General features: G+C 41.9%; 17 protein-coding genes and 1 pseudogene. 16 read left to right on the top strand and 2 right to left on the bottom strand.

All coding sequences use genetic code 11. From position 1 onward, the window contains the following. Positions 1–39: 39 nt before the first annotated feature. The gene (locus tag EGN73_RS00160) at positions 40–642 is read right to left on the bottom strand and encodes a DUF6992 family protein (protein ID WP_219286023.1); all 603 of its coding nucleotides are present in this window, start codon (positions 640–642) and stop codon (positions 40–42) included. Between the two features lie 390 nt (positions 643–1,032). On the opposite strand from EGN73_RS00160, the gene EGN73_RS00155 reads away from it, so the two are divergent. The 4 genes from EGN73_RS00155 to EGN73_RS00140 all read left to right on the top strand — a co-directional run bounded on the left by EGN73_RS00155 (position 1,033) and on the right by EGN73_RS00140 (position 4,171). Continuing rightward, positions 1,033–2,133 (top strand): GmrSD restriction endonuclease domain-containing protein, encoded by a 1,101-nt coding sequence (locus tag EGN73_RS00155; RefSeq protein WP_219286022.1) that lies wholly within the window; start codon positions 1,033–1,035, stop codon positions 2,131–2,133. Further along, a complete protein-coding gene (locus EGN73_RS00150; RefSeq protein WP_219286021.1) occupies positions 2,123–2,806 on the top strand; it encodes an MAE_28990/MAE_18760 family HEPN-like nuclease in 684 nt (227 codons plus the stop codon). The genes EGN73_RS00155 and EGN73_RS00150 overlap by 11 nt, the downstream gene beginning before the upstream one ends. An 815-nt stretch (positions 2,807–3,621) precedes the next feature. Next, positions 3,622–3,882, top strand: coding sequence for a type II toxin-antitoxin system RelE/ParE family toxin (locus tag EGN73_RS00145; protein ID WP_246611396.1), 261 nt, complete (start codon positions 3,622–3,624; stop codon positions 3,880–3,882). A gap of 4 nt (positions 3,883–3,886) precedes the next feature. Further along, positions 3,887–4,171 carry an addiction module antidote protein gene (locus tag EGN73_RS00140; protein ID WP_219286020.1) on the top strand — a complete coding sequence of 95 codons (285 nt, stop codon included), beginning with the start codon at positions 3,887–3,889 and terminating at the stop codon, positions 4,169–4,171. Positions 4,172–4,445: 274 nt separating this feature from the next. Here EGN73_RS00140 and EGN73_RS00135 read toward each other — a convergent pair whose 3' ends face one another. Beyond that, positions 4,446–4,901, bottom strand: coding sequence for a hypothetical protein (locus EGN73_RS00135; RefSeq protein WP_219286019.1), 456 nt, complete (start codon positions 4,899–4,901; stop codon positions 4,446–4,448). A 118-nt stretch (positions 4,902–5,019) separates the two neighbouring features. Between EGN73_RS00135 and EGN73_RS00130 the strand changes: the two are divergent. The 12 genes and pseudogenes from EGN73_RS00130 (at position 5,020) to EGN73_RS00075 (ending at position 17,527) form a co-directional block, all read left to right on the top strand. Beyond that, positions 5,020–5,372 (top strand): annotated as a pseudogene (locus EGN73_RS00130) (type II toxin-antitoxin system RelE/ParE family toxin). After that, positions 5,359–5,658 carry a helix-turn-helix domain-containing protein gene (locus tag EGN73_RS00125; protein ID WP_009033879.1) on the top strand — a complete coding sequence of 100 codons (300 nt, stop codon included), beginning with the start codon at positions 5,359–5,361 and terminating at the stop codon, positions 5,656–5,658. Before EGN73_RS00130 ends, EGN73_RS00125 begins: the two are co-directional and overlap by 14 nt. A 352-nt stretch (positions 5,659–6,010) precedes the next feature. Continuing rightward, positions 6,011–6,583 (top strand): YceD family protein, encoded by a 573-nt coding sequence (locus EGN73_RS00120; RefSeq protein WP_219286018.1) that lies wholly within the window; start codon positions 6,011–6,013, stop codon positions 6,581–6,583. Between the two features lie 18 nt (positions 6,584–6,601). Then, positions 6,602–6,793, top strand: coding sequence for a 50S ribosomal protein L32 (gene rpmF, locus EGN73_RS00115; protein ID WP_106133478.1), 192 nt, complete (start codon positions 6,602–6,604; stop codon positions 6,791–6,793). Positions 6,794–7,066: 273 nt separating this feature from the next. After that, positions 7,067–8,065 carry a beta-ketoacyl-ACP synthase III gene (locus EGN73_RS00110; protein ID WP_219286017.1) on the top strand — a complete coding sequence of 333 codons (999 nt, stop codon included), beginning with the start codon at positions 7,067–7,069 and terminating at the stop codon, positions 8,063–8,065. Positions 8,066–8,086: 21 nt separating this feature from the next. Then, on the top strand, positions 8,087–8,650 hold the full coding sequence (efp, locus tag EGN73_RS00105) for an elongation factor P (protein ID WP_219286016.1): 564 nt from the start codon (positions 8,087–8,089) through the stop codon (positions 8,648–8,650). A 104-nt stretch (positions 8,651–8,754) separates the two neighbouring features. Beyond that, complete coding sequence (gene accB / locus EGN73_RS00100; RefSeq protein ID WP_219286015.1) at positions 8,755–9,234, top strand: acetyl-CoA carboxylase biotin carboxyl carrier protein; 480 nt, start codon at positions 8,755–8,757, stop codon at positions 9,232–9,234. 27 nt (positions 9,235–9,261) lie between these two features. After that, positions 9,262–10,608 (top strand): acetyl-CoA carboxylase biotin carboxylase subunit, encoded by a 1,347-nt coding sequence (gene accC, locus EGN73_RS00095; protein ID WP_219286014.1) that lies wholly within the window; start codon positions 9,262–9,264, stop codon positions 10,606–10,608. 272 nt (positions 10,609–10,880) lie between these two features. After that, positions 10,881–13,196: a PSD1 and planctomycete cytochrome C domain-containing protein gene (locus EGN73_RS00090; RefSeq protein ID WP_281422199.1), complete on the top strand. Its 2,316-nt coding sequence runs from the start codon at positions 10,881–10,883 to the stop codon at positions 13,194–13,196. A gap of 1 nt (position 13,197) precedes the next feature. Then, positions 13,198–14,649: a DUF1501 domain-containing protein gene (locus EGN73_RS00085; protein ID WP_219286013.1), complete on the top strand. Its 1,452-nt coding sequence runs from the start codon at positions 13,198–13,200 to the stop codon at positions 14,647–14,649. A gap of 8 nt (positions 14,650–14,657) precedes the next feature. Next, entirely contained in the window at positions 14,658–16,787 is a 2,130-nt protein-coding gene (locus EGN73_RS00080) for a c-type cytochrome domain-containing protein (protein WP_219286012.1), read from the top strand. A gap of 2 nt (positions 16,788–16,789) precedes the next feature. Beyond that, complete coding sequence (locus tag EGN73_RS00075; RefSeq protein ID WP_219286011.1) at positions 16,790–17,527, top strand: sugar isomerase domain-containing protein; 738 nt, start codon at positions 16,790–16,792, stop codon at positions 17,525–17,527. Position 17,528: the final 1 nt, after the last annotated feature.

Raw genomic sequence — 17,528 nt, 5'->3', positions numbered from 1 at the left:
TAAAAAATCATTGACGGAAATTGTCAGAGGAAATTTTCTTTAGAAAGTCATCCTAAAAGAAAGTCCATTTCCATGTAAGTGTACCTGCTCAAAAATTTTGGGCAATTGCTTGGCGTGCCGGTTATGGATCAGGAATTTTACCAGGTCGAAAGTCATCAGGAAGGCACCTTGGAGCATCACTGATTGCCCAAAACCTCTGAGGACCTCATCGTCCAGACGTCTCCCTCTTTCCAGCATCCAAAGTCCTCCACCGATGTAAGCCAGGTCCAGACCTGTATTGAGGAGCAAGACTTTTTCTATTTGCTGCTGGGCCCGCTGTGTTTCCCAAAAGTCCGATGAAGCCTCTTCTCTGATAGCACTGTAATAGCCAAACCCAGCTATGATGAGGTTGACCGAATTCCAGTATATGTTCATCTGATGAAAAGCACGTTCTTGTCCGGTGCTGTTTCCGGCCATTATTCCGCCCCAGGCCATATTACCTACTGCCCAGGATCCAAGAATAAGCATACCCCTTTTATTGAAATCAATTCTTTCTTCATTGAATTTTTTAAAACTCTCACTTTCAAATTGGGCAAAAGTATGTAAAGGGTTGAGCATAAAAAGCAGCAAAAAGAAAAAAAGTATAGAAGAGGTATTTTTCATATCGGTGAGTTTATCCAAACAACTTTGAAATAAGAGGGATTGTTGGGTGTTACTATTTCAATCTATGTATTTCCTCAATGGCATCAGAGATAAATTGACAGTCAAAAGTAGGTTAATTTTACTACTCACTTAATAGCGCAAGGGGCAGATCTCCGATTTACCCAGTCATTGTTAGGTCAGGAAAGCCCCAAAACCACTCAAGTATACACCAATGCAACCACTAAGGGCTTTGATCAAATTAAAAGTCCATTAGACGGTTTAGATTTATAATAATTCTTTTAGTTTTATAGTATATATTTCCCCAATATAGTAGAAAGCATACTAAAATGGAATGCTTTCCGCTATACAGAGGAAAGCAAGACGTTGGGCACAATATAATAATGATATCACATGAGTTTAGAAAAGGAAATAATTGAAAGGCGGAGCGAGATCAGAACGGATGATCTTTCAATGTCAATAGGAGAATGGCAAAGTCTCTATGAAAATAAAGAGATTGATATTCATCCAGAATTCCAAAGATTTTATAGATGGTCTCCAAATCAAAAAAGCAATTTAATAGAATCAATTTTACTAGGGATACCTATTCCGCCAATTTTTGTGAGCCAACGAAAAGATGGAATATGGGATGTAGTAGATGGCCTGCAGAGACTTTCAACGCTTTACGAGTTCTTTGGAATATTAAAGGATGAAAATGGAAGTATTAAACCTCCATTAATCTTAGAAAAAACCAAATACTTACCTTCACTTGAAGGGAAAAAATGGAATGATCCTGAAGATCTTCAAAATTCTTTTGGCCAAGAACAACGTCTACTCATTAAAAGATCAAAGCTAAGCGTCAGTATAATACTTAGAGAAAGTGATGATAAGGCAAAGTTTGAATTGTTTCAGCGGCTCAATACGGGAGGTTCAGATTTAACACCTCAAGAAGTTCGGAATTGCATTTTAGTAATGATTAATAAAGAATCATTCTTATGGCTCAAGTCTCTGGCTGATTACCAAAACTTTCAAGAAGCAATTTCCTTAAGTGATAAAAATAACAATGAACAATATGATATAGAATTAGCCCTTAGATTTTTAATCTTTTCGACTTTAGAAATGGCAGACTTTGACCGTTCAAAAGACGTTGGACAATTCATAACTGAAAGAATGATTAATTTATTTTCAGAAGGATTTGATCAACAAGCAGCAGAGAACAGATTTAAATCTACGTTCGATCACATAATTGAATCTGTAGGAGAAAACTCGTTTAGAAGATACACAAATAGTACATATAAAGGAGGGTTCTTACTTACACCGTATGAGGTTATTTCTTATGGACTTGGTTTTAATTATCCAAACTTCCCGTCTGCAGAAGAAACACGACAAAGAGCCCAAAATCTATTTACCAATGCTACTTATCAACAATGGTCTGGTTCGGGGATTAGAGCGAATTCTCGATTGCCTCATTTATTACCATTAGGAAGAGAATTGTTCGCAGGAAATGAGAATTAGAACTTTAGACGATTTAAGCAGCAGTCTTTCTGACCAATTGGCTTGGAGGAAAAAGGAACTTTCCGAAATAAAATATCTTATTGAATCAGAATCAATTCCCAAGCATAAAAAAAATGTTTTAATGCGATCCGCAATAGCAATGATTTATGCTCATTGGGAAGGCTTTTTGAAATTGGCAGGAAGGTATTACCTAGAATATATTGCTTCCCAAAGGTTGAAGAATTCAGAATTATCAAAGAGTTTCTTAACAATATCTCTTGGTTCATATTCCAAAATATTCGAGAATTCAAAAAAATATTCAACCTATGGGTCTATAATAGATTTTTTCGATAGCAATATGGAAACTAGAGCTAATATTCCGTTTAAATCTGTTATTGATACTGAATCAAACCTCTCTTCATCAGTGCTTAGAGAAATCATTTGGTGTTTAGACTTATCGTATGATGCGTTTGAAATAAAAGAGAAGCTGATTGACGAAAAAATGTTAGCAAAAAGAAATCATATTGCACATGGAGAATATTTGGAGATCGATTCTCAAGATGTAATTGACTTAAGAAATGAAATATTAGCTTTAATGATTGAATTCAAGAACCAAATTGAAAATTCAGCCTTGACAAAAAAATTCATTAAAGGAAATACTGTGCCCAATCGAGTGGATGGCCGCAGGCCATAAGCCTGCGGAGCACCCCTCACACAACCGTACGTACGGGTCTCGTATACGGCGGTTCATCAAGCATAGGATAGCCGCTCTTTTCACCGATTATCCCTTTCCGCTACTTTTAAGATAAGGCTACACGATGGCTCCTTATCGAATTTTCACTTCACCCGATGTTCAGTCCTTCACTACCTTGTAAGGCTTCCCTGTATTTCAGGGCTTGTTTCCAGTAGCTACTATGACCTCGGCTGACTTCTTGGCACATAGAAACCGAGTCTATTCCAAGATCTCCCCAGGTAAGGACATATTCCTTCCTCCGATTCCTGCGGCATCTACCAAAAAGGGGTTGTTGGCTACGGGCTTTGCAAAGATGTGCTTGCTTACCCTCCCTTTCTGGCCTCCGTATGCCGTTCCTGTTCGTCAGTACCGGATTTTGCAGTCTCGCTTCCTTTACTGTATGCCTCACGGCAACCAGCTTGCGACTTGCTAACAGGCTTCACCAACTTGGCTGTAAGGGACTTTCACCCTCTGGAATAATTTGGTATCTTCGATACCAGATGCCCATGCTGGGCACACACATCACCTTGGATACAGCGGGCGGTCCAGAGTAAATAGAAAGTTTAGTATCTTTAAAAAGTCAGGAGTAGGCTGGAAGCGAACGGCTCCGAAGGCCCGCCGTCTCCAAGCTGAATCCCGTTATGGCACATTTTAAAAGACCCTAAGTATATTCGAAGTAACTTTTTAAACCTAGAAAAAACATGTAATTTTGTATCCGAATGAAGACAGATAATTAAATGTATTTTATTGAAAAGACTGTTGAATTTGACTAATGGTTGAGAAAATTGAAGGATCTAAGAGCAAAAGCGAAAATTTTGTTCAGGATCCAGAAACTTGAAATTGACGAACATTTCGGAGATTGTAAACCGGTTGGTGAAGGTATTCATGAATTGAGAATAGATTATGCCAAAGGATATAGAATCTACTTCAAGGAAAGAGAAGGCAAAATCATTATTCTTCTTTTAGGGGGAGAAAAATCAACTCAAAAAAAGGATATTGAAAAAGCAAAGGAAATTTGGAATAGGATAAAAAAGTAGAAATATGGAAACATCAAAATTTGATATTGCAGATTATTTGGACAGTAAAGAAATGATTGCAGAATATTTGAATTCTGTTTTGGAGGAAGGGAATAATGATGATGTAGTTGTTGCGCTTGGGCACATCGCAAAAGCAATTGGTATGTCCAAAATAGCGGAAGAAACAGGGATGAGTAGGCCAAGTTTGTATAAAGCCCTATCAACAGGATCAAAGCCCCAATTTGAAACAATAATGAAAGTATTAAAAGCTGTAGGTGGTCAATTAAGAATTAATCCTTTATCCACGTGAAAAGAAAAACGATCCCATAATCGAGTGGATGGCCGCAGGCCATAAGCCTGCGGAGCACCCCTCACACCACCGTATCCCGATACGGGACAGGCAGTACGGGTCTTCCCGCACGTGCGGGAGCGGTTCCTAAAGCATAGAAATGCCGCTCTTTACACCAACACTCCCTTTCCGCTACTTTTAAGATTAGGCTACACAGTGGCTCCTTATCGAATTTTCACTTCACAATACGTTCGGCCCTTCATCAACTCGTGAGAACTCTTCGGTTTTCCGAAGCTCAAGTCCTATTGACTACTATGGCCTCTGCTGACTTCTCGGATTCCATCTCGTGGATTCTGAGATCTCCCCAGAGCCTGTCCCGCATGGCGGGATAAGGACATATTCCTTCCTGCTGCACGCAAACCTGGCCCAAAGCTCCTGCTTTGTCCTCTGCGGCATCTACCAAAAAGGGGTTGTTGGCTACGGGCTTTGCAAAGATCCCGCTGAGCGGGACAAGTTGTGCTTGCTTACCCTCCCTTTCTGGCCTCCGTATGCCGTTTCCCGATGTTCGGGACAGGCTCTGTTCGTCAGTACCGGATTTTGCAGTCTCGCTTCCTTTACTGTATGCCTCACGGCAACCAGCTTGCGACTTGCTAACAGGCTTCACCAACTCGTCCGCCAGCTGGCGGAGACTTTTATCCTCTGGAATAATTTGGTTTCTTCGATACCAGATGCCCATGCTGGGCACACACATCCGGTTAACCACATACAATGAGGTCTCTGACCGTATAGGGATTAACCTGGCTGTTAGAGTGCATTAAAAGAACGTCCCACTTTTGGGAAATGTTATCTTTTGAGATAACTTTGTAGATATGGTAAGAAAGATAATTTTTTATAAAAACCACTTTATTGAATTTTATCAAACCAGAATGAAAAGGTCAAGAGTAAGATTCAGTATGTTTTTGAACTGATCAAGCAAGTGGAAAGGGTACCAGAAAAGTTTCTCAAGCATCTTGAAGGAACAGAGGGGTTATATGAAATAAGAGTTGAGTTTCAATCAAATATTTTCAGGATCTTTTGCTGCTTTGATGAAGGAAGGCTTGTGGTTCTGTTCAACGGTTTTCAAAAAAATACCCAAAAGACTCCGAAGAATGAATTGGAGAAAGCAGAAAGGTTAATGAAGGAATATTATCAAACAAAGAAATATGATCATGAAGGATTATAGCAAAGTCAAGACATTCGATGAACTGATTGAACTTGAGCACGGAAAAATTGGAAGTGAAAGCAGAAATAAGTATGAAGAAAATGCTCAGATGTTCATCATCAGCGAAATGCTAAAAGAAGCGAGGAAGGAAGCAAATCTGACTCAAGAACAATTGGCAGAAAAAGCAGGAACAAAGAAAAGCTATATCTCAAAGCTTGAAAATGGTAAAGGAAATATTCAGTTGTCAACTTTGATCCGGATTTTCGAGCAAGGATTGAATAAGAGAATTGGGCTAACATTCCTGTAAGCACTCGAAAGGAAATACGCACTCAAAAATCACCTTTGATCCAGCAGGCAGTTTCGTTTAAAGAAGTAGATTTGTATCTTATTAACGATTGGAGTAGGCTGAAAGGAAGGTGCTCCGAAATGTCCGAAGTCTCCAAACTGAATCCGTTGACCTCAAAATAGAAATAAAGGTTTGGACATGGTATTTGCTTATTCAGAATTTGCTGAATTTTAACACTTCATCTAAAGCAGTTTGCAAAACATTGCATAAATCAATCCCTTGACGCTAACCTTTTTCAAAATAAATCTCAGCCAAATTTTATTTTTCTGAAGCATTTGCCTAAATTTGCGGTCTTGAATTAGAGGGAGGAGTCATGAAATTCTTGAGAACGTATGATATCGACATCATCAAACTGAAAGAAGGAAAACACACTTTTGAGTTTAATGTAGGTGATGAGTTCTTCAGATTTTATGAAGCCGACGATTGGGTCAACGGAGCCGATCTTACAGTAAATGTACATCTGAACAAGACCGCCTCTCTTATGGAGGCAAGTTTTGAAATCAATGGTACCATAGGCCTGACCTGTGACAGAAGTTTGGAGGAATTTGATTATACATTGACCCATGAGGAGTTGATGATATACAAATACGGACCTATGGAACAGGAAATCAGTGAAGATGTCCAGATGATTACCAGAGACACGTCGAGCATCAATGTAGCTCAATTGATTTACGAATTCATCCTTTTGGCCATTCCGGCCAAAAAAATCCATCCAGATTATATGGATGATGAAGACGAAGATGAATTTGGAGAAGAGGAAGGTACAGTGGTATACGTTTCTGATGAAAATCAGGACAAAGACAGTGATTCATCAGAGCAGGCCGGAGATTCAAAACCTGCGGACCCTAGATGGGAAATATTAAATAAATTAAAGCATAAAGATTAATCTAAACATAGCATAGAGATGGCACATCCTAAACGCAAAATTTCGAAAACCAGAAGAGACAAAAGAAGAACTCACTATAAGTTGACAGCTCCAGGTTTGGCACAATGCCCTACTACAGGAGAATTCCACCTACCACACAGAGCATATTGGTTGGACGGTAAGCTGTACTACAAAGGACAGGTTATCATGGAAAAAGAAGTTCTTGCATAATCCATTTACAAAAGGCCTTTTGATCAAATCCATCCCGATAGTTGCCGGGATGGATTTTTTGTTTGTACACTGAAAAACAAGCTTTGCCCCGAAATCAGAATTCCACCGCTAATGTCTTAAATACCAAAAAGCTTTGGTGAAAAAGGACATTTTAGATAATTTTGATCCCTTGGTTTGAAAGGAAAAGTACATTCTCCAGACCAACCAAACCTAAAACACTAATTGCCAAACCTTTATAAGAAAACATTAAAGTTGGCAACAAACCATTGATTAATGAAAAAAACCAGAGCAGTAATTACAGGTGTTCAAGGCTGGGTACCTGAATACGTCTTGACCAACAGGGAATTGGAAACCATGGTAGATACCAACGATGAATGGATCACCACCCGGACAGGAATCAAAGAGAGAAGGATACTCAAAGGAGAAAACCAAGGCACCTCGGTCATAGGCATCAATGCTGTCAAAGGCCTACTCGAAAAAACCAATACCAAAGCAGAAGAAATAGATCTCATTATTTGCGCCACTGTCACCCCTGACATGCCTTTTCCAGCCACTGCAAATATTATCGCAGATGGTGTGGGCGCCAAAAACAGTTACAGTTTTGATATTTCAGCCGCCTGTTCAGGATTTCTCTATGCCCTTACCATGGGGAGTCAGTTTATAGAAACAGGCATGCACAAAAAAGTAATCATAGTGGGCGCGGACAAGATGTCCTCTATCATTGATTACACAGACAGAACTACCTGCATCATCTTCGGAGATGGTGGGGGTGCAGTTTTGTTGGAGCCAACTCAGGAAGAGGTAGGCGTGATGGATTCACTCCTTCATGCAGATGGTTCTGGTGCACCCTTTTTGCACATGAAAGCAGGAGGCAGCAGAAAGCCCGCTTCACCTGAAACCCTTGCTGCCAGAGAGCATTTTGCCTTCCAGGAAGGGTCTACTGTATTTAAGTTTGCCGTCACCAACATGGCGGAAGTTTCTGCCAGAATCATGGAGAAAAATAACCTCAAAGCGGAAGATGTAGCTTGGCTGGTTCCGCATCAGGCCAATAAAAGGATCATTGACGCCACGGCCAACAGAATGGGTGTGGGCCCAGATAAAGTAATGCTCAACATAGAAAAATACGGCAATACTACAGCCGGAACTTTGCCCCTTTGCCTCTGGGATTACGAGCCCCAATTGAAAAAGGGCGATAACATCATCCTTGCCGCCTTTGGAGGAGGATTTACATGGGGTTCGATTTATCTCAAATGGGGCTACGATCCAAAATAAGAATAACCTAAATCAATATATATGGCAAGTACAGCAGATTTCAAAAATGGCTTATGTCTGGAAATGAACCATGACATATTTACCATAGTAGAATTTCAGCACGTAAAACCCGGAAAAGGCGCTGCCTTCGTCAGGACCAAACTTAAAAGCCTCACCACAGGTAAGGTATTGGACAAAACCTTCAATGCCGGGGAAAAAGTGACTACTGCAAGGGTAGAAAAAAGACCTCACCAATTTATTTATGCTGATGATCTGGGTTACCACTTCATGGATATGGATACTTTTGAACAAATTCCAATTCAGGAGAAACTCATCGAAAGGGCCAACCTACTCAAAGAAGGGCAGGCTGTAGATATTCTGGTGCATGCAGAAACTGAGACTCCTCTTACAGTCGAGCTTCCTCCTTTTGTAGAACTGATGATCACCTACACCGAGCCTGGCATCAAGGGAGACACTGCGACAAATGCATTAAAGCCCGCGACCCTTGAAACCGGAGCCACGGTAATGGTACCCCTTTTCGTGGATCAGGACATCATGATCAAAGTGGATACCAGAGATGGTTCATACTCCGAAAGAGTAAAATAATTTCTATACCTAAGGTGATTTTGCTAAATTACATGGTATTCCAATTTCGTATCTAACCCAAACTACATCCCGTAAAAGGGGAAGTTTTTAACTTATCTAAACTTATGAAAGCAAAAGAAATACAAGAATTGATAGATTTTATTTCTAACTCCGGGTTGGCGGAGGTGAAAATTGAAACCGACGAGTTTAAACTCTCTATCAAAAAGCATTCAGATGCCCCTGCCAGAGTTGAAAGTGTCGCAGCTCCTGCACCTGCCCAAGCAGCAGCGCCTGCACCAAGTTCAGCACCTGCTCCTCAGGCTGCAGCTGCTGCTGCTGAGTCCAAGGAAGACACTTCCAAGTATTTGGAAATCAAATCTCCTATGATCGGAACCTTCTACAGGACTCCTAATCCTGATGCAGATGCTTTTGTCAATATTGGTGACTCTGTCAGCAAAGGACAAACAGTATGTATCATCGAGGCCATGAAATTATTTAATGAAATAGAATCTGAAGTTTCAGGTAAAATTGTAAAGGTATTGGTTGAAAACGCCCAGCCGGTAGAATACGATCAGCCATTATTTTTGGTGGATCCAGCAGGATAATTTTTGTTTCAACAAATCCAAATTACCGTGTTCAATAAAATACTAATCGCCAATCGTGGAGAAATTGCCCTCAGAGTAATCCGTACCTGTAAAGAGATGGGGATTAAAACTGTGGCAGTTTATTCCGTTGCAGATAAGGACAGTCTTCATGTACGCTTTGCCGATGAGGCTGTGTGTATTGGTGCTGCTCCCAGTAGAGAGTCTTATCTGAATATCCCAAGAATCATAGCGGCAGCTGAGATTACCAACGCAGATGCCATTCACCCTGGGTACGGATTTTTATCCGAAAATGCCGAGTTTTCCAAAATATGTGAAGAATACGGCATCAAATTCATCGGAGCCAGCCCGGACATGATCAATAGAATGGGTGACAAGGCTACCGCCAAAGCAACCATGAAAGAAGCTGGTGTCCCTACTATTCCAGGGTCTGAAGGATTACTTGCTTCTATGGAACAGGGAATCAAAATAGCCGACGAAATGGGCTACCCCGTCATCCTAAAGGCCACAGCCGGAGGAGGTGGCCGCGGAATGAGAATAGTAAGACAGGAAAGTGAATTCAAAAAAGCCTGGGATGATGCCCGTCAGGAATCCGGGGCAGCCTTTGGAAATGATGGTCTATACCTCGAAAAGTTTGTGGAAGAGCCTAGACACATCGAAATCCAGATTGTAGGAGACAGCCGCGGAAGGGCCTGTCACCTTTCAGAAAGAGATTGCTCCATCCAAAGAAGGCATCAAAAACTGGTAGAGGAAACTCCCTCTCCATTTATGACCGACGAACTCCGGGAAGAAATGGGTAAAGCAGCCATTAAAGGTGCTGAGGCTATCGGATACGAAGGTGCTGGAACCATAGAATTTCTGGTAGACAAAAACCGCAACTTTTACTTCATGGAAATGAATACCAGAATCCAGGTGGAACATCCCATTACGGAAGAAGTTACGGACTTTGACCTTATAAAAGAACAAATCAAAGTCGCTGCCGGAGAGCACATCTCAGGCAAAAACTACTACCCTAAGCTTTATGCTATGGAATGTAGGATCAATGCGGAAGATCCAGCCAATGGATTCCGCCCTAGCCCTGGAAAAATCCACAACCTCCACATGCCAGGAGGAAGGGGAGTAAGGGTAGACAGTCATGTTTATGCAGGATATGTGATCCCTCCAAACTACGACTCCATGATTGCCAAGCTGATTGTCAGCGGCCAATCCAGAGAAGAAGTTATTGTCCGTATGAAAAGGGCATTGGAGGAATTTGTGATAGACGGAATCAAGACGACTATACCATTCCATATTGCGCTTCTGGATAATGAAGATTTCAAAGCTGGCAATTTTACTACCAAATTTTTGGAATCCTTCGACTTCTCAGTCATTAAATAGAAATGCAGATAGAAGGCATTAAATATCAAAGTCTCTATTGATGTGGTTTATTAATTACCAAAATGCTGATCACAAACTGATCTGCAAATAATAAAAGTCTTTAATAACCCTTTCAGTAATTCTTATTCACTTCTATAAAGCCGGCCAATTTGGTCGGCTTTTCTTTTTACCATACTTTCTTTGCTCTTTGACAGATTTATTTGGAAGGTTTTGCCAACTGTTTAATTTTTCACGAAATTACTTTCACGAATCAGTAAAAAACCCAAATACCCTTGAATCTCCTTCGGATCATATTGACAGTATGTTTAATTGGCTTTTTCCTATCCTGTCAGGAAAAGGAAAGTGGTGTTGCCCTGAATTTCCAAGAAAGGAATGAAATTAGTTATAACTTTCATGTAAGGCCGATCCTATCTGACAAGTGTTTTGCCTGTCATGGTCCCGATGCCAACAAACGCGAGGCTGGTTTAAGACTGGACATCGCATCATCAGCTTACGAAGCCTTAAGAGTCAACCCGGAGAAGCATGCCATAGTCCCCAAAGATCCCGGCTCCTCCGAGGTATACCGCAGACTTGTCTCTGATGATCCCGGAGAACGTATGCCTCCTCCGGAATCCAATCTTCATCTATCTCAAGAAGAAATTGATCTAATAAAAAAGTGGATCTCCCAAGGAGCCAAATACGAACCCCATTGGGCCTTTGTAAAACCCCAAAAGGCAGACTTACCCAAAATATCAAAACCTACTTGGCCTAATCAGGACCTTGATTTTTTCATTCTGGAAAAAATGGAAAAAGCAGGTCTTTCTCCAAATGAACCGGCCGGTAAAGCCACTTTATTAAAAAGAATCAATCTTGATATCACAGGCTTGCCTCCCAGTCCAGAGCAAATATCAGCATTTGAAAACAACAAGGACAAAGAGGCCTATGAAAAGGAAATAGACAGGTTGCTTGCCCTGCCATCTTTCGGGGAAAAATGGGCTGCACTTTGGATGGATATTTCCAGGTATGCAGATTCTTATGGCTATCAGGACGATAATATCCGTACACAATGGCCATACAGAGACTGGGTGATCCATGCCTTCAACAAAAATCTTCCCTATGACCAATTTATTACCTGGCAGCTGGCCGGGGACCTGTTACCAGACACCGACAAAGAAAAGATCCTGGCCACTGCTTTCAACAGAAATCACAAATACACCGAAGAAGGAGGAGTCATAGAAGAGGAATATCGGGTAGAATATGTGCTTGACAAAACCAATACTTTCAGCAAAGGGATCATAGGACTCACCATGGAATGCGCCCAATGCCACGACCATAAGTATGACCCGGTTTCCCAGAAAGAATATTTTGAACTGTATGCCTTTTTTAACAATACTCCGGAAAAGGGCTATGAAGGTGATGTCATGCAGTCCAAGCCCGCAAAGACACCTATACTTTGGATAGAGAAAGAGGATACGGAGAAAATCCTTGATTTCATCAACCACAGGGACAGCTCCCGACTGATGGTATCTGTCATGGAAGAGTTGAAAGTCCTTCGGCCAACCTACATTCTAGACAGGGGACTTTACGATGCACCTTCTACCCAAGTGTCCCCTTCCACACCGAGTGCTGTGTTGGATTTTGACCCCAAAAAATACCCAAAAAACCGACTGGGGCTTGCCCAATGGACAGTATCTCCCGACAACCCTCTTACCTCAAGGGTATTTGTCAACTTAGTGTGGCAAGAAATATTCGGACAAGGGATAGTAAAATCAACCGGCGACTTAGGTATGCAGGGGGATCTCCCCTCCCATCCTGAGCTTTTGGACTGGCTTGCAGTAGATTTTATGGAAAACAGGTGGGATGTAAAGAGGCTTATCAAGCAGCTTCTGACCTCCGCTACCTACAGGCAATCTTCCAAAGTAGATCAAAAATCTCTGGAGAAAGACCCTGAAAACATTTATCTATCCAGATATCCAAGACTGAGACTGCCAGCCGAAAATATCCGTGACCACATTTTGGCGAGTTCAGGCCTGCTGGTGAAAGAAATAGGCGGCCCAAGCGTCAAGCCTTACCAGCCAAAAGGGCTTTGGGAAGCTGCTACTTCAGGACGGGGAGAACTCAAAACCTACAAACAGGACACCGGAGCTATGCTTTACAGAAGAGGTCTTTATACTTTTATAAAACTCACCTCTCCACCACCCATGCCTATCATTTTTGATGGCTCAAATAGAGACCTCTGCGAGGTAAACAGAGGTAGGACCAACACTCCTCTCCAAGCTTTGGTCATGCTCAATGATCCATTGGTATTGGAAGCTTCAGCTTTTCTAGCCACCGCACTTTTGAAAGAGGAGAAATCACCTGAAATCTACCTAGAAACTGCCTTTGAGAAAATCCTTTGCAGAAAACCGACTTCCGAAGAGCGAAAAATCATACTCACCTATTTCAAAGAGGAAAAAACAAAATTTGAAACCGATAAAGAAACTGCCTTTGAATTGGTCAAGTCGGGAAATCGACCTTTGAACGAAAAGGAAATCAACGGGGAAACTGCGGCCTTGATGCAGGTAATTACCATGCTTTATAATTTGGAAGAAGCCATAACAAAAATTTAAAATGGAAAAAGAGCAACTTGAACATGGTCTTCAGCACAACAGGAGAAAATTCCTTTCCAAACTTAGTCTGGGAATTGGCAGCTTGGCATTGGGAAGTCTTTTGATTCCTGACTTATTTGATCGGAAAAAAGCCGAAGAGGAAATGTTTGCAGCCTTGCCTCACTTTGCACCAAAAGCCAAAAGAGTCATCTACCTGTTTCAAAACGGAGCTCCTTCCCAATTGGAAACGTTTGATTACAAGCCCCTACTCAAAAAGCAAATGGGACAGGAGCTTCCTGAATCCATTAGAATGGGACAAAGGCTTACCGGTATGACATCTGGTCAAAGTTCATTCCCTCTAGTGGGTTCTTACTTTGGATTCCAACAGTATGGAGAAGCCAGAGCTTGGATATCTGAGCTATTCCCACACACGGCTGGCATTGTAGATGATATCTGCATCATCAAGTCCATGCACACCGAAGCCATCAATCATGACCCTGCCCTGACTTTTTTTCAAACAGGAGCACAGGTCGGCAACCGGCCAAGTATGGGTGCCTGGCTAAGTTATGGATTGGGATCCGAAAACAGCAACCTGCCTGCCTTTTGTGTATTGCTCAGTAGAGGAAAAGGGAACGGGCAGGGAGTCTATTCCAAGTTATGGACAAATGGTTTTTTGGACTCTATCCACCAGGGTGTACAGTTTTCAGCCAGTGAAGATCCGGTTTTGTATTTGGGAGACCCACTTGGCATGTCCAGATCCGACAGGCGAAAGATGCTAGATAAGCTGGCAGAGTTAAACCATTTGAGTTTTGAAGCCAATGGAGATCCGGAAATTCAGGCCAAAATACAACAATATGAAATGGCTTTTCGCATGCAGACGGCAGTCCCGGAAGTCACGGACATTTCCAACGAGCCCGACAGCATCATCAAAATGTACGGACCTGACTGCCTGATACCCGGCACTTATGCTGCCAATTGTCTTTTGGCACGTAAGCTTTCCGAAAGCGGGGTGAGGTTTGTACAATTGTACCATCAGGGCTGGGACCAACATGACAACCTTCCCAAAGAAATTGTAGGACAAGCCAATGATGTGGACCAAGCTTCTGCCGCCTTGATCAAAGACCTCAAGCAAAGGGGGCTATTGGATGAGACACTTGTAATCTGGGGTGGGGAATTTGGCAGAACCAATTACTGTCAGGGCAAAATTGAGGCAAACAACTATGGACGTGATCATCACCCTAGGGCTTTTTCCATTTGGATGGCAGGAGGAGGAGTCAAATCCGGAATGGTGTACGGAGAGACGGATGAATTTGGCTACAATATCACCGAGAATCCGGTACATGTACACGACTTTCAGGCAACGGTGCTACACCTTATGGGCATAGATCACGAAAGGCTTACTTTTAAGCATCTCGGCCGGAGATACCGCCTGACAGATGTACATGGAGAAATTGTAAAAGACATACTTGTTTAAGCAATTCCATGAAGCATCGGTTTTTCATTTTGTTGGAATATACTTTGATCATTTTGCATAGCCTGGTGATTGTACTTATCATAGGCCAGGAAAGGTTGATTCTCCCTCCTATCTTGGAAGTGACCGGCAGAATGCATCCACTTTTGTTACACTTTCCTATTGTACTCCTTATCATGGCGGTGGCGATGGAAAGCTTGATTTCCGATCATATTCCCAGACAGATCCGGAGTCACTTTCTATTAATCACAGTACTACTGACAGGCCTGACAGTAGCAGCAGGGCTGATATTGAGTTTCGAACCGGGATATGAATATGACAATATCAAATGGCATCAATGGACCGCAATTGCCTTGTTTTGGCTGGGTTCAATTTGGTATTGGACAATAGATCAGAAGCATCTTCTGCTCAAAAAAGCAACCCCTCTACTTCTTGTGGTTTTGGTCATTGTAACCGGGCATCTTGGGGCAAACATCACCCATGGAGAAAACTTCCTTTTGGAACCCCTTAAGACAAAATCCGTCGACAACTTAAGCTTCGAAGAGGCTCTCGCCTTTGACCATGTGATCAAGCCTATTTTTGAACAGAAATGTATCAGCTGCCATAAAGCTTCCAAGCAAAAGGGAGAGCTTAGACTGGATGAAATCCGCTTCATCCAAGCAGGTGGGAAATCAGGGAAAAGCATTTCTACAGAAAATCCCGAAGAAAGTCTGATTTACAAAAGAATCCATCTATCCAAAGAGGACGAAGAGCACATGCCTCCAAAAGAGAAAGCACAGCTTACTGAGGAAGAAAAGCATTTGATCTCGGCTTGGATTGGAGAATCACCCGAAATCAATCAAAAAATAACTGCTTATCCCGAGGAAAGCCAATTCGCCCAATTGGTTAAAAATAAAATAGAACAGGCAAAGGCCACTTCCTATCCATTTTCATCTGCTTCGGCACAGACCATAAAAAACCTGAACAATGAGTATCGCTTGGTAAAAGCCCTTACTCCTCAGTCACCTGCTTTGGAAGTAAGGTTTTTCGGAAGAAAAGAATTTCAGTCCACCAAGCTCCAAGAGCTTAAAAAAGTCCAGGAACAGGTTGTTTCTCTCAATTTAAGCTACATGGACTTGCGGGAAGGTGATGTGAAAACCCTTGCAAATTTCAAAAATCTGGAGTCCCTTCATCTTAATTTTACAGGTATCCAGGGACCGTGGCTTAAAGAACTGAAAAGCTTAAAGAATCTCAAACAGCTTTCCCTTAGCGGCAATCCACTTCAAGATGAAGACCTGAAAATACTTGCTGATTTTGAAAAGCTCGAAAAGCTTTTTCTTTGGCAAACCGAAATTTCTGAAGAGAGCTTAAAGGCATTTCAACGGTCAAATCAAAAAACTTCAGTTATTACAGGCTTTCAGGGAGATGGTACTGCTATCCAGTTGAATCCCCCTATTTTGGAATACCAGAATGTCATTTTCAAAGAAGAAGAAACAATCAGAATGAAGCATCCCATATCCTCTGTAACTATTTTTTACACTTTGGATGGAAGTGAACCCGACAGCCTCCACTCCGAACGCTACACAGACCCGATCAAAATTGGAAAAAGCAGCGAAATCAAAGCCAGGGCTTTTGCCAAAGGCTGGATAGGCAGCTCAGATATCTCTACACACCTTTTTAAAGCCAGAGTCAAACCTGAAAATGCCAGCCTTAGCTTTCCACCTGACCCAAAATACTCAGGAAATGGTGCTGCTACCTTATTTGATCTGGAAAAAGGAGATGATGATTTTGCCTCCGGAAAATGGCTGGGATTTCAATCCAGTCCAATGGAGGCTATCCTTGAGCTTGATTCTTCCACAGAACCTAGGCAGATCACACTTAGCCTTTTTTCTGATGAAGGATCCCATATTTTCCTTCCCGAAAGCATTGAAGTCTGGCAAGAATCGCAAGGAGGTAACTGGCAAAGAATTCATCTGGACAAGCCCAAACTAGCCGAGGATTACATGGGGAAAAGATACCATTCAAAAACCATCGACCTGGACACAAGTGTACCTGTAAAAAATGTAAAAATCAGACTGAATCCATTGTCCACATTGCCCAAATGGCACAATGCCAGCGGAAGTAAGGGATGGGTTTTTATTGATGAAATTTTGATTGACTAAATATGAAAAAGGCCTACCAAAAATACCTGGATCACTTACAGACCAAACTGGGAATCGTGTACGAACAGGAAGAAAAAATAGAGCTTGCCGCTATTTGGGTAAGCAATTGCCTGCAACAGGGCGGTTATATTTATACCAGTGGTACAGGACATTCCCACATGTTTGCCGAAGAGATATTTTACCGCGCAGGAGGCTTTGCGAGGGTTGTTCCCATCTTGGATGAAGCACTGATGCTGCATAAAGATGCCTCTTACAGCACAGAGGTTGAAAGAAGAGAAGGATATGCCGCACAGATCCTGAAAGATTATGCGATTGGCGAAAAAGACATTTTCATCATTTCCTCTAACTCAGGCCGGAATACCGTCAGCATTGAGATGGCCATGATCGCTAAGAAAAAGGGGGCAAAGGTAATTGTGATCACCAACCTCAAACATACTTCATCGGTAGATTCACGGCATGAATCCGGGAAAAAGCTTTATGAAATTTCTGACCTATATTTCGATAATGGCGGAGAAATAGGTGATGCTGCTGTAGAGATAAAAGGGCTGGAGTTTAAAGTCGGTGCCACCTCCACAGTCATCGGGGTAAGTATCTTACAATCCATCATGGTACAGGCTACAGAAAACCTCATTCATGCAGGAGTGATGCCTGAGGTTTTCAGCAGTTCCAATTCAGATGAAGGTGAAGAGCACAATGAAGCCCTAATCCATAAATACAAAGGAATCATAAAAGGCCTCTAGA

The sequence above is a fragment of the Arthrospiribacter ruber genome (assembly GCF_019343195.1).
GTDB lineage: Bacteria > Bacteroidota > Bacteroidia > Cytophagales > Cyclobacteriaceae > Arthrospiribacter > Arthrospiribacter ruber.
This window is presented reverse-complemented; position numbering and strand designations above follow the sequence as displayed.

What these genes read in the sequence shown, in the direction of transcription:
- efp (WP_219286016.1), top strand. Translation starts at nt 8,087, where the DNA reads ATGGCAAGTACAGCAGATTTCAAAAATGGCTTATGTCTGGAAATGAAC.
- EGN73_RS00140 (WP_219286020.1), top strand. Translation starts at nt 3,887, where the DNA reads ATGGAAACATCAAAATTTGATATTGCAGATTATTTGGACAGTAAAGAA.
- rpmF (WP_106133478.1), top strand. Translation starts at nt 6,602, where the DNA reads ATGGCACATCCTAAACGCAAAATTTCGAAAACCAGAAGAGACAAAAGA.
- EGN73_RS00085 (WP_219286013.1), top strand. Translation starts at nt 13,198, where the DNA reads ATGGAAAAAGAGCAACTTGAACATGGTCTTCAGCACAACAGGAGAAAA.
- EGN73_RS00125 (WP_009033879.1), top strand. Translation starts at nt 5,359, where the DNA reads ATGAAGGATTATAGCAAAGTCAAGACATTCGATGAACTGATTGAACTT.
- EGN73_RS00160 (WP_219286023.1), bottom strand. Translation starts at nt 642, where the DNA reads ATGAAAAATACCTCTTCTATACTTTTTTTCTTTTTGCTGCTTTTTATG.
- EGN73_RS00135 (WP_219286019.1), bottom strand. Translation starts at nt 4,901, where the DNA reads ATGTGTGTGCCCAGCATGGGCATCTGGTATCGAAGAAACCAAATTATT.
- EGN73_RS00150 (WP_219286021.1), top strand. Translation starts at nt 2,123, where the DNA reads ATGAGAATTAGAACTTTAGACGATTTAAGCAGCAGTCTTTCTGACCAA.
- EGN73_RS00110 (WP_219286017.1), top strand. Translation starts at nt 7,067, where the DNA reads ATGAAAAAAACCAGAGCAGTAATTACAGGTGTTCAAGGCTGGGTACCT.
- EGN73_RS00080 (WP_219286012.1), top strand. Translation starts at nt 14,658, where the DNA reads ATGAAGCATCGGTTTTTCATTTTGTTGGAATATACTTTGATCATTTTG.
- EGN73_RS00155 (WP_219286022.1), top strand. Translation starts at nt 1,033, where the DNA reads ATGAGTTTAGAAAAGGAAATAATTGAAAGGCGGAGCGAGATCAGAACG.
- accB (WP_219286015.1), top strand. Translation starts at nt 8,755, where the DNA reads ATGAAAGCAAAAGAAATACAAGAATTGATAGATTTTATTTCTAACTCC.
- EGN73_RS00120 (WP_219286018.1), top strand. Translation starts at nt 6,011, where the DNA reads ATGAAATTCTTGAGAACGTATGATATCGACATCATCAAACTGAAAGAA.
- EGN73_RS00075 (WP_219286011.1), top strand. Translation starts at nt 16,790, where the DNA reads ATGAAAAAGGCCTACCAAAAATACCTGGATCACTTACAGACCAAACTG.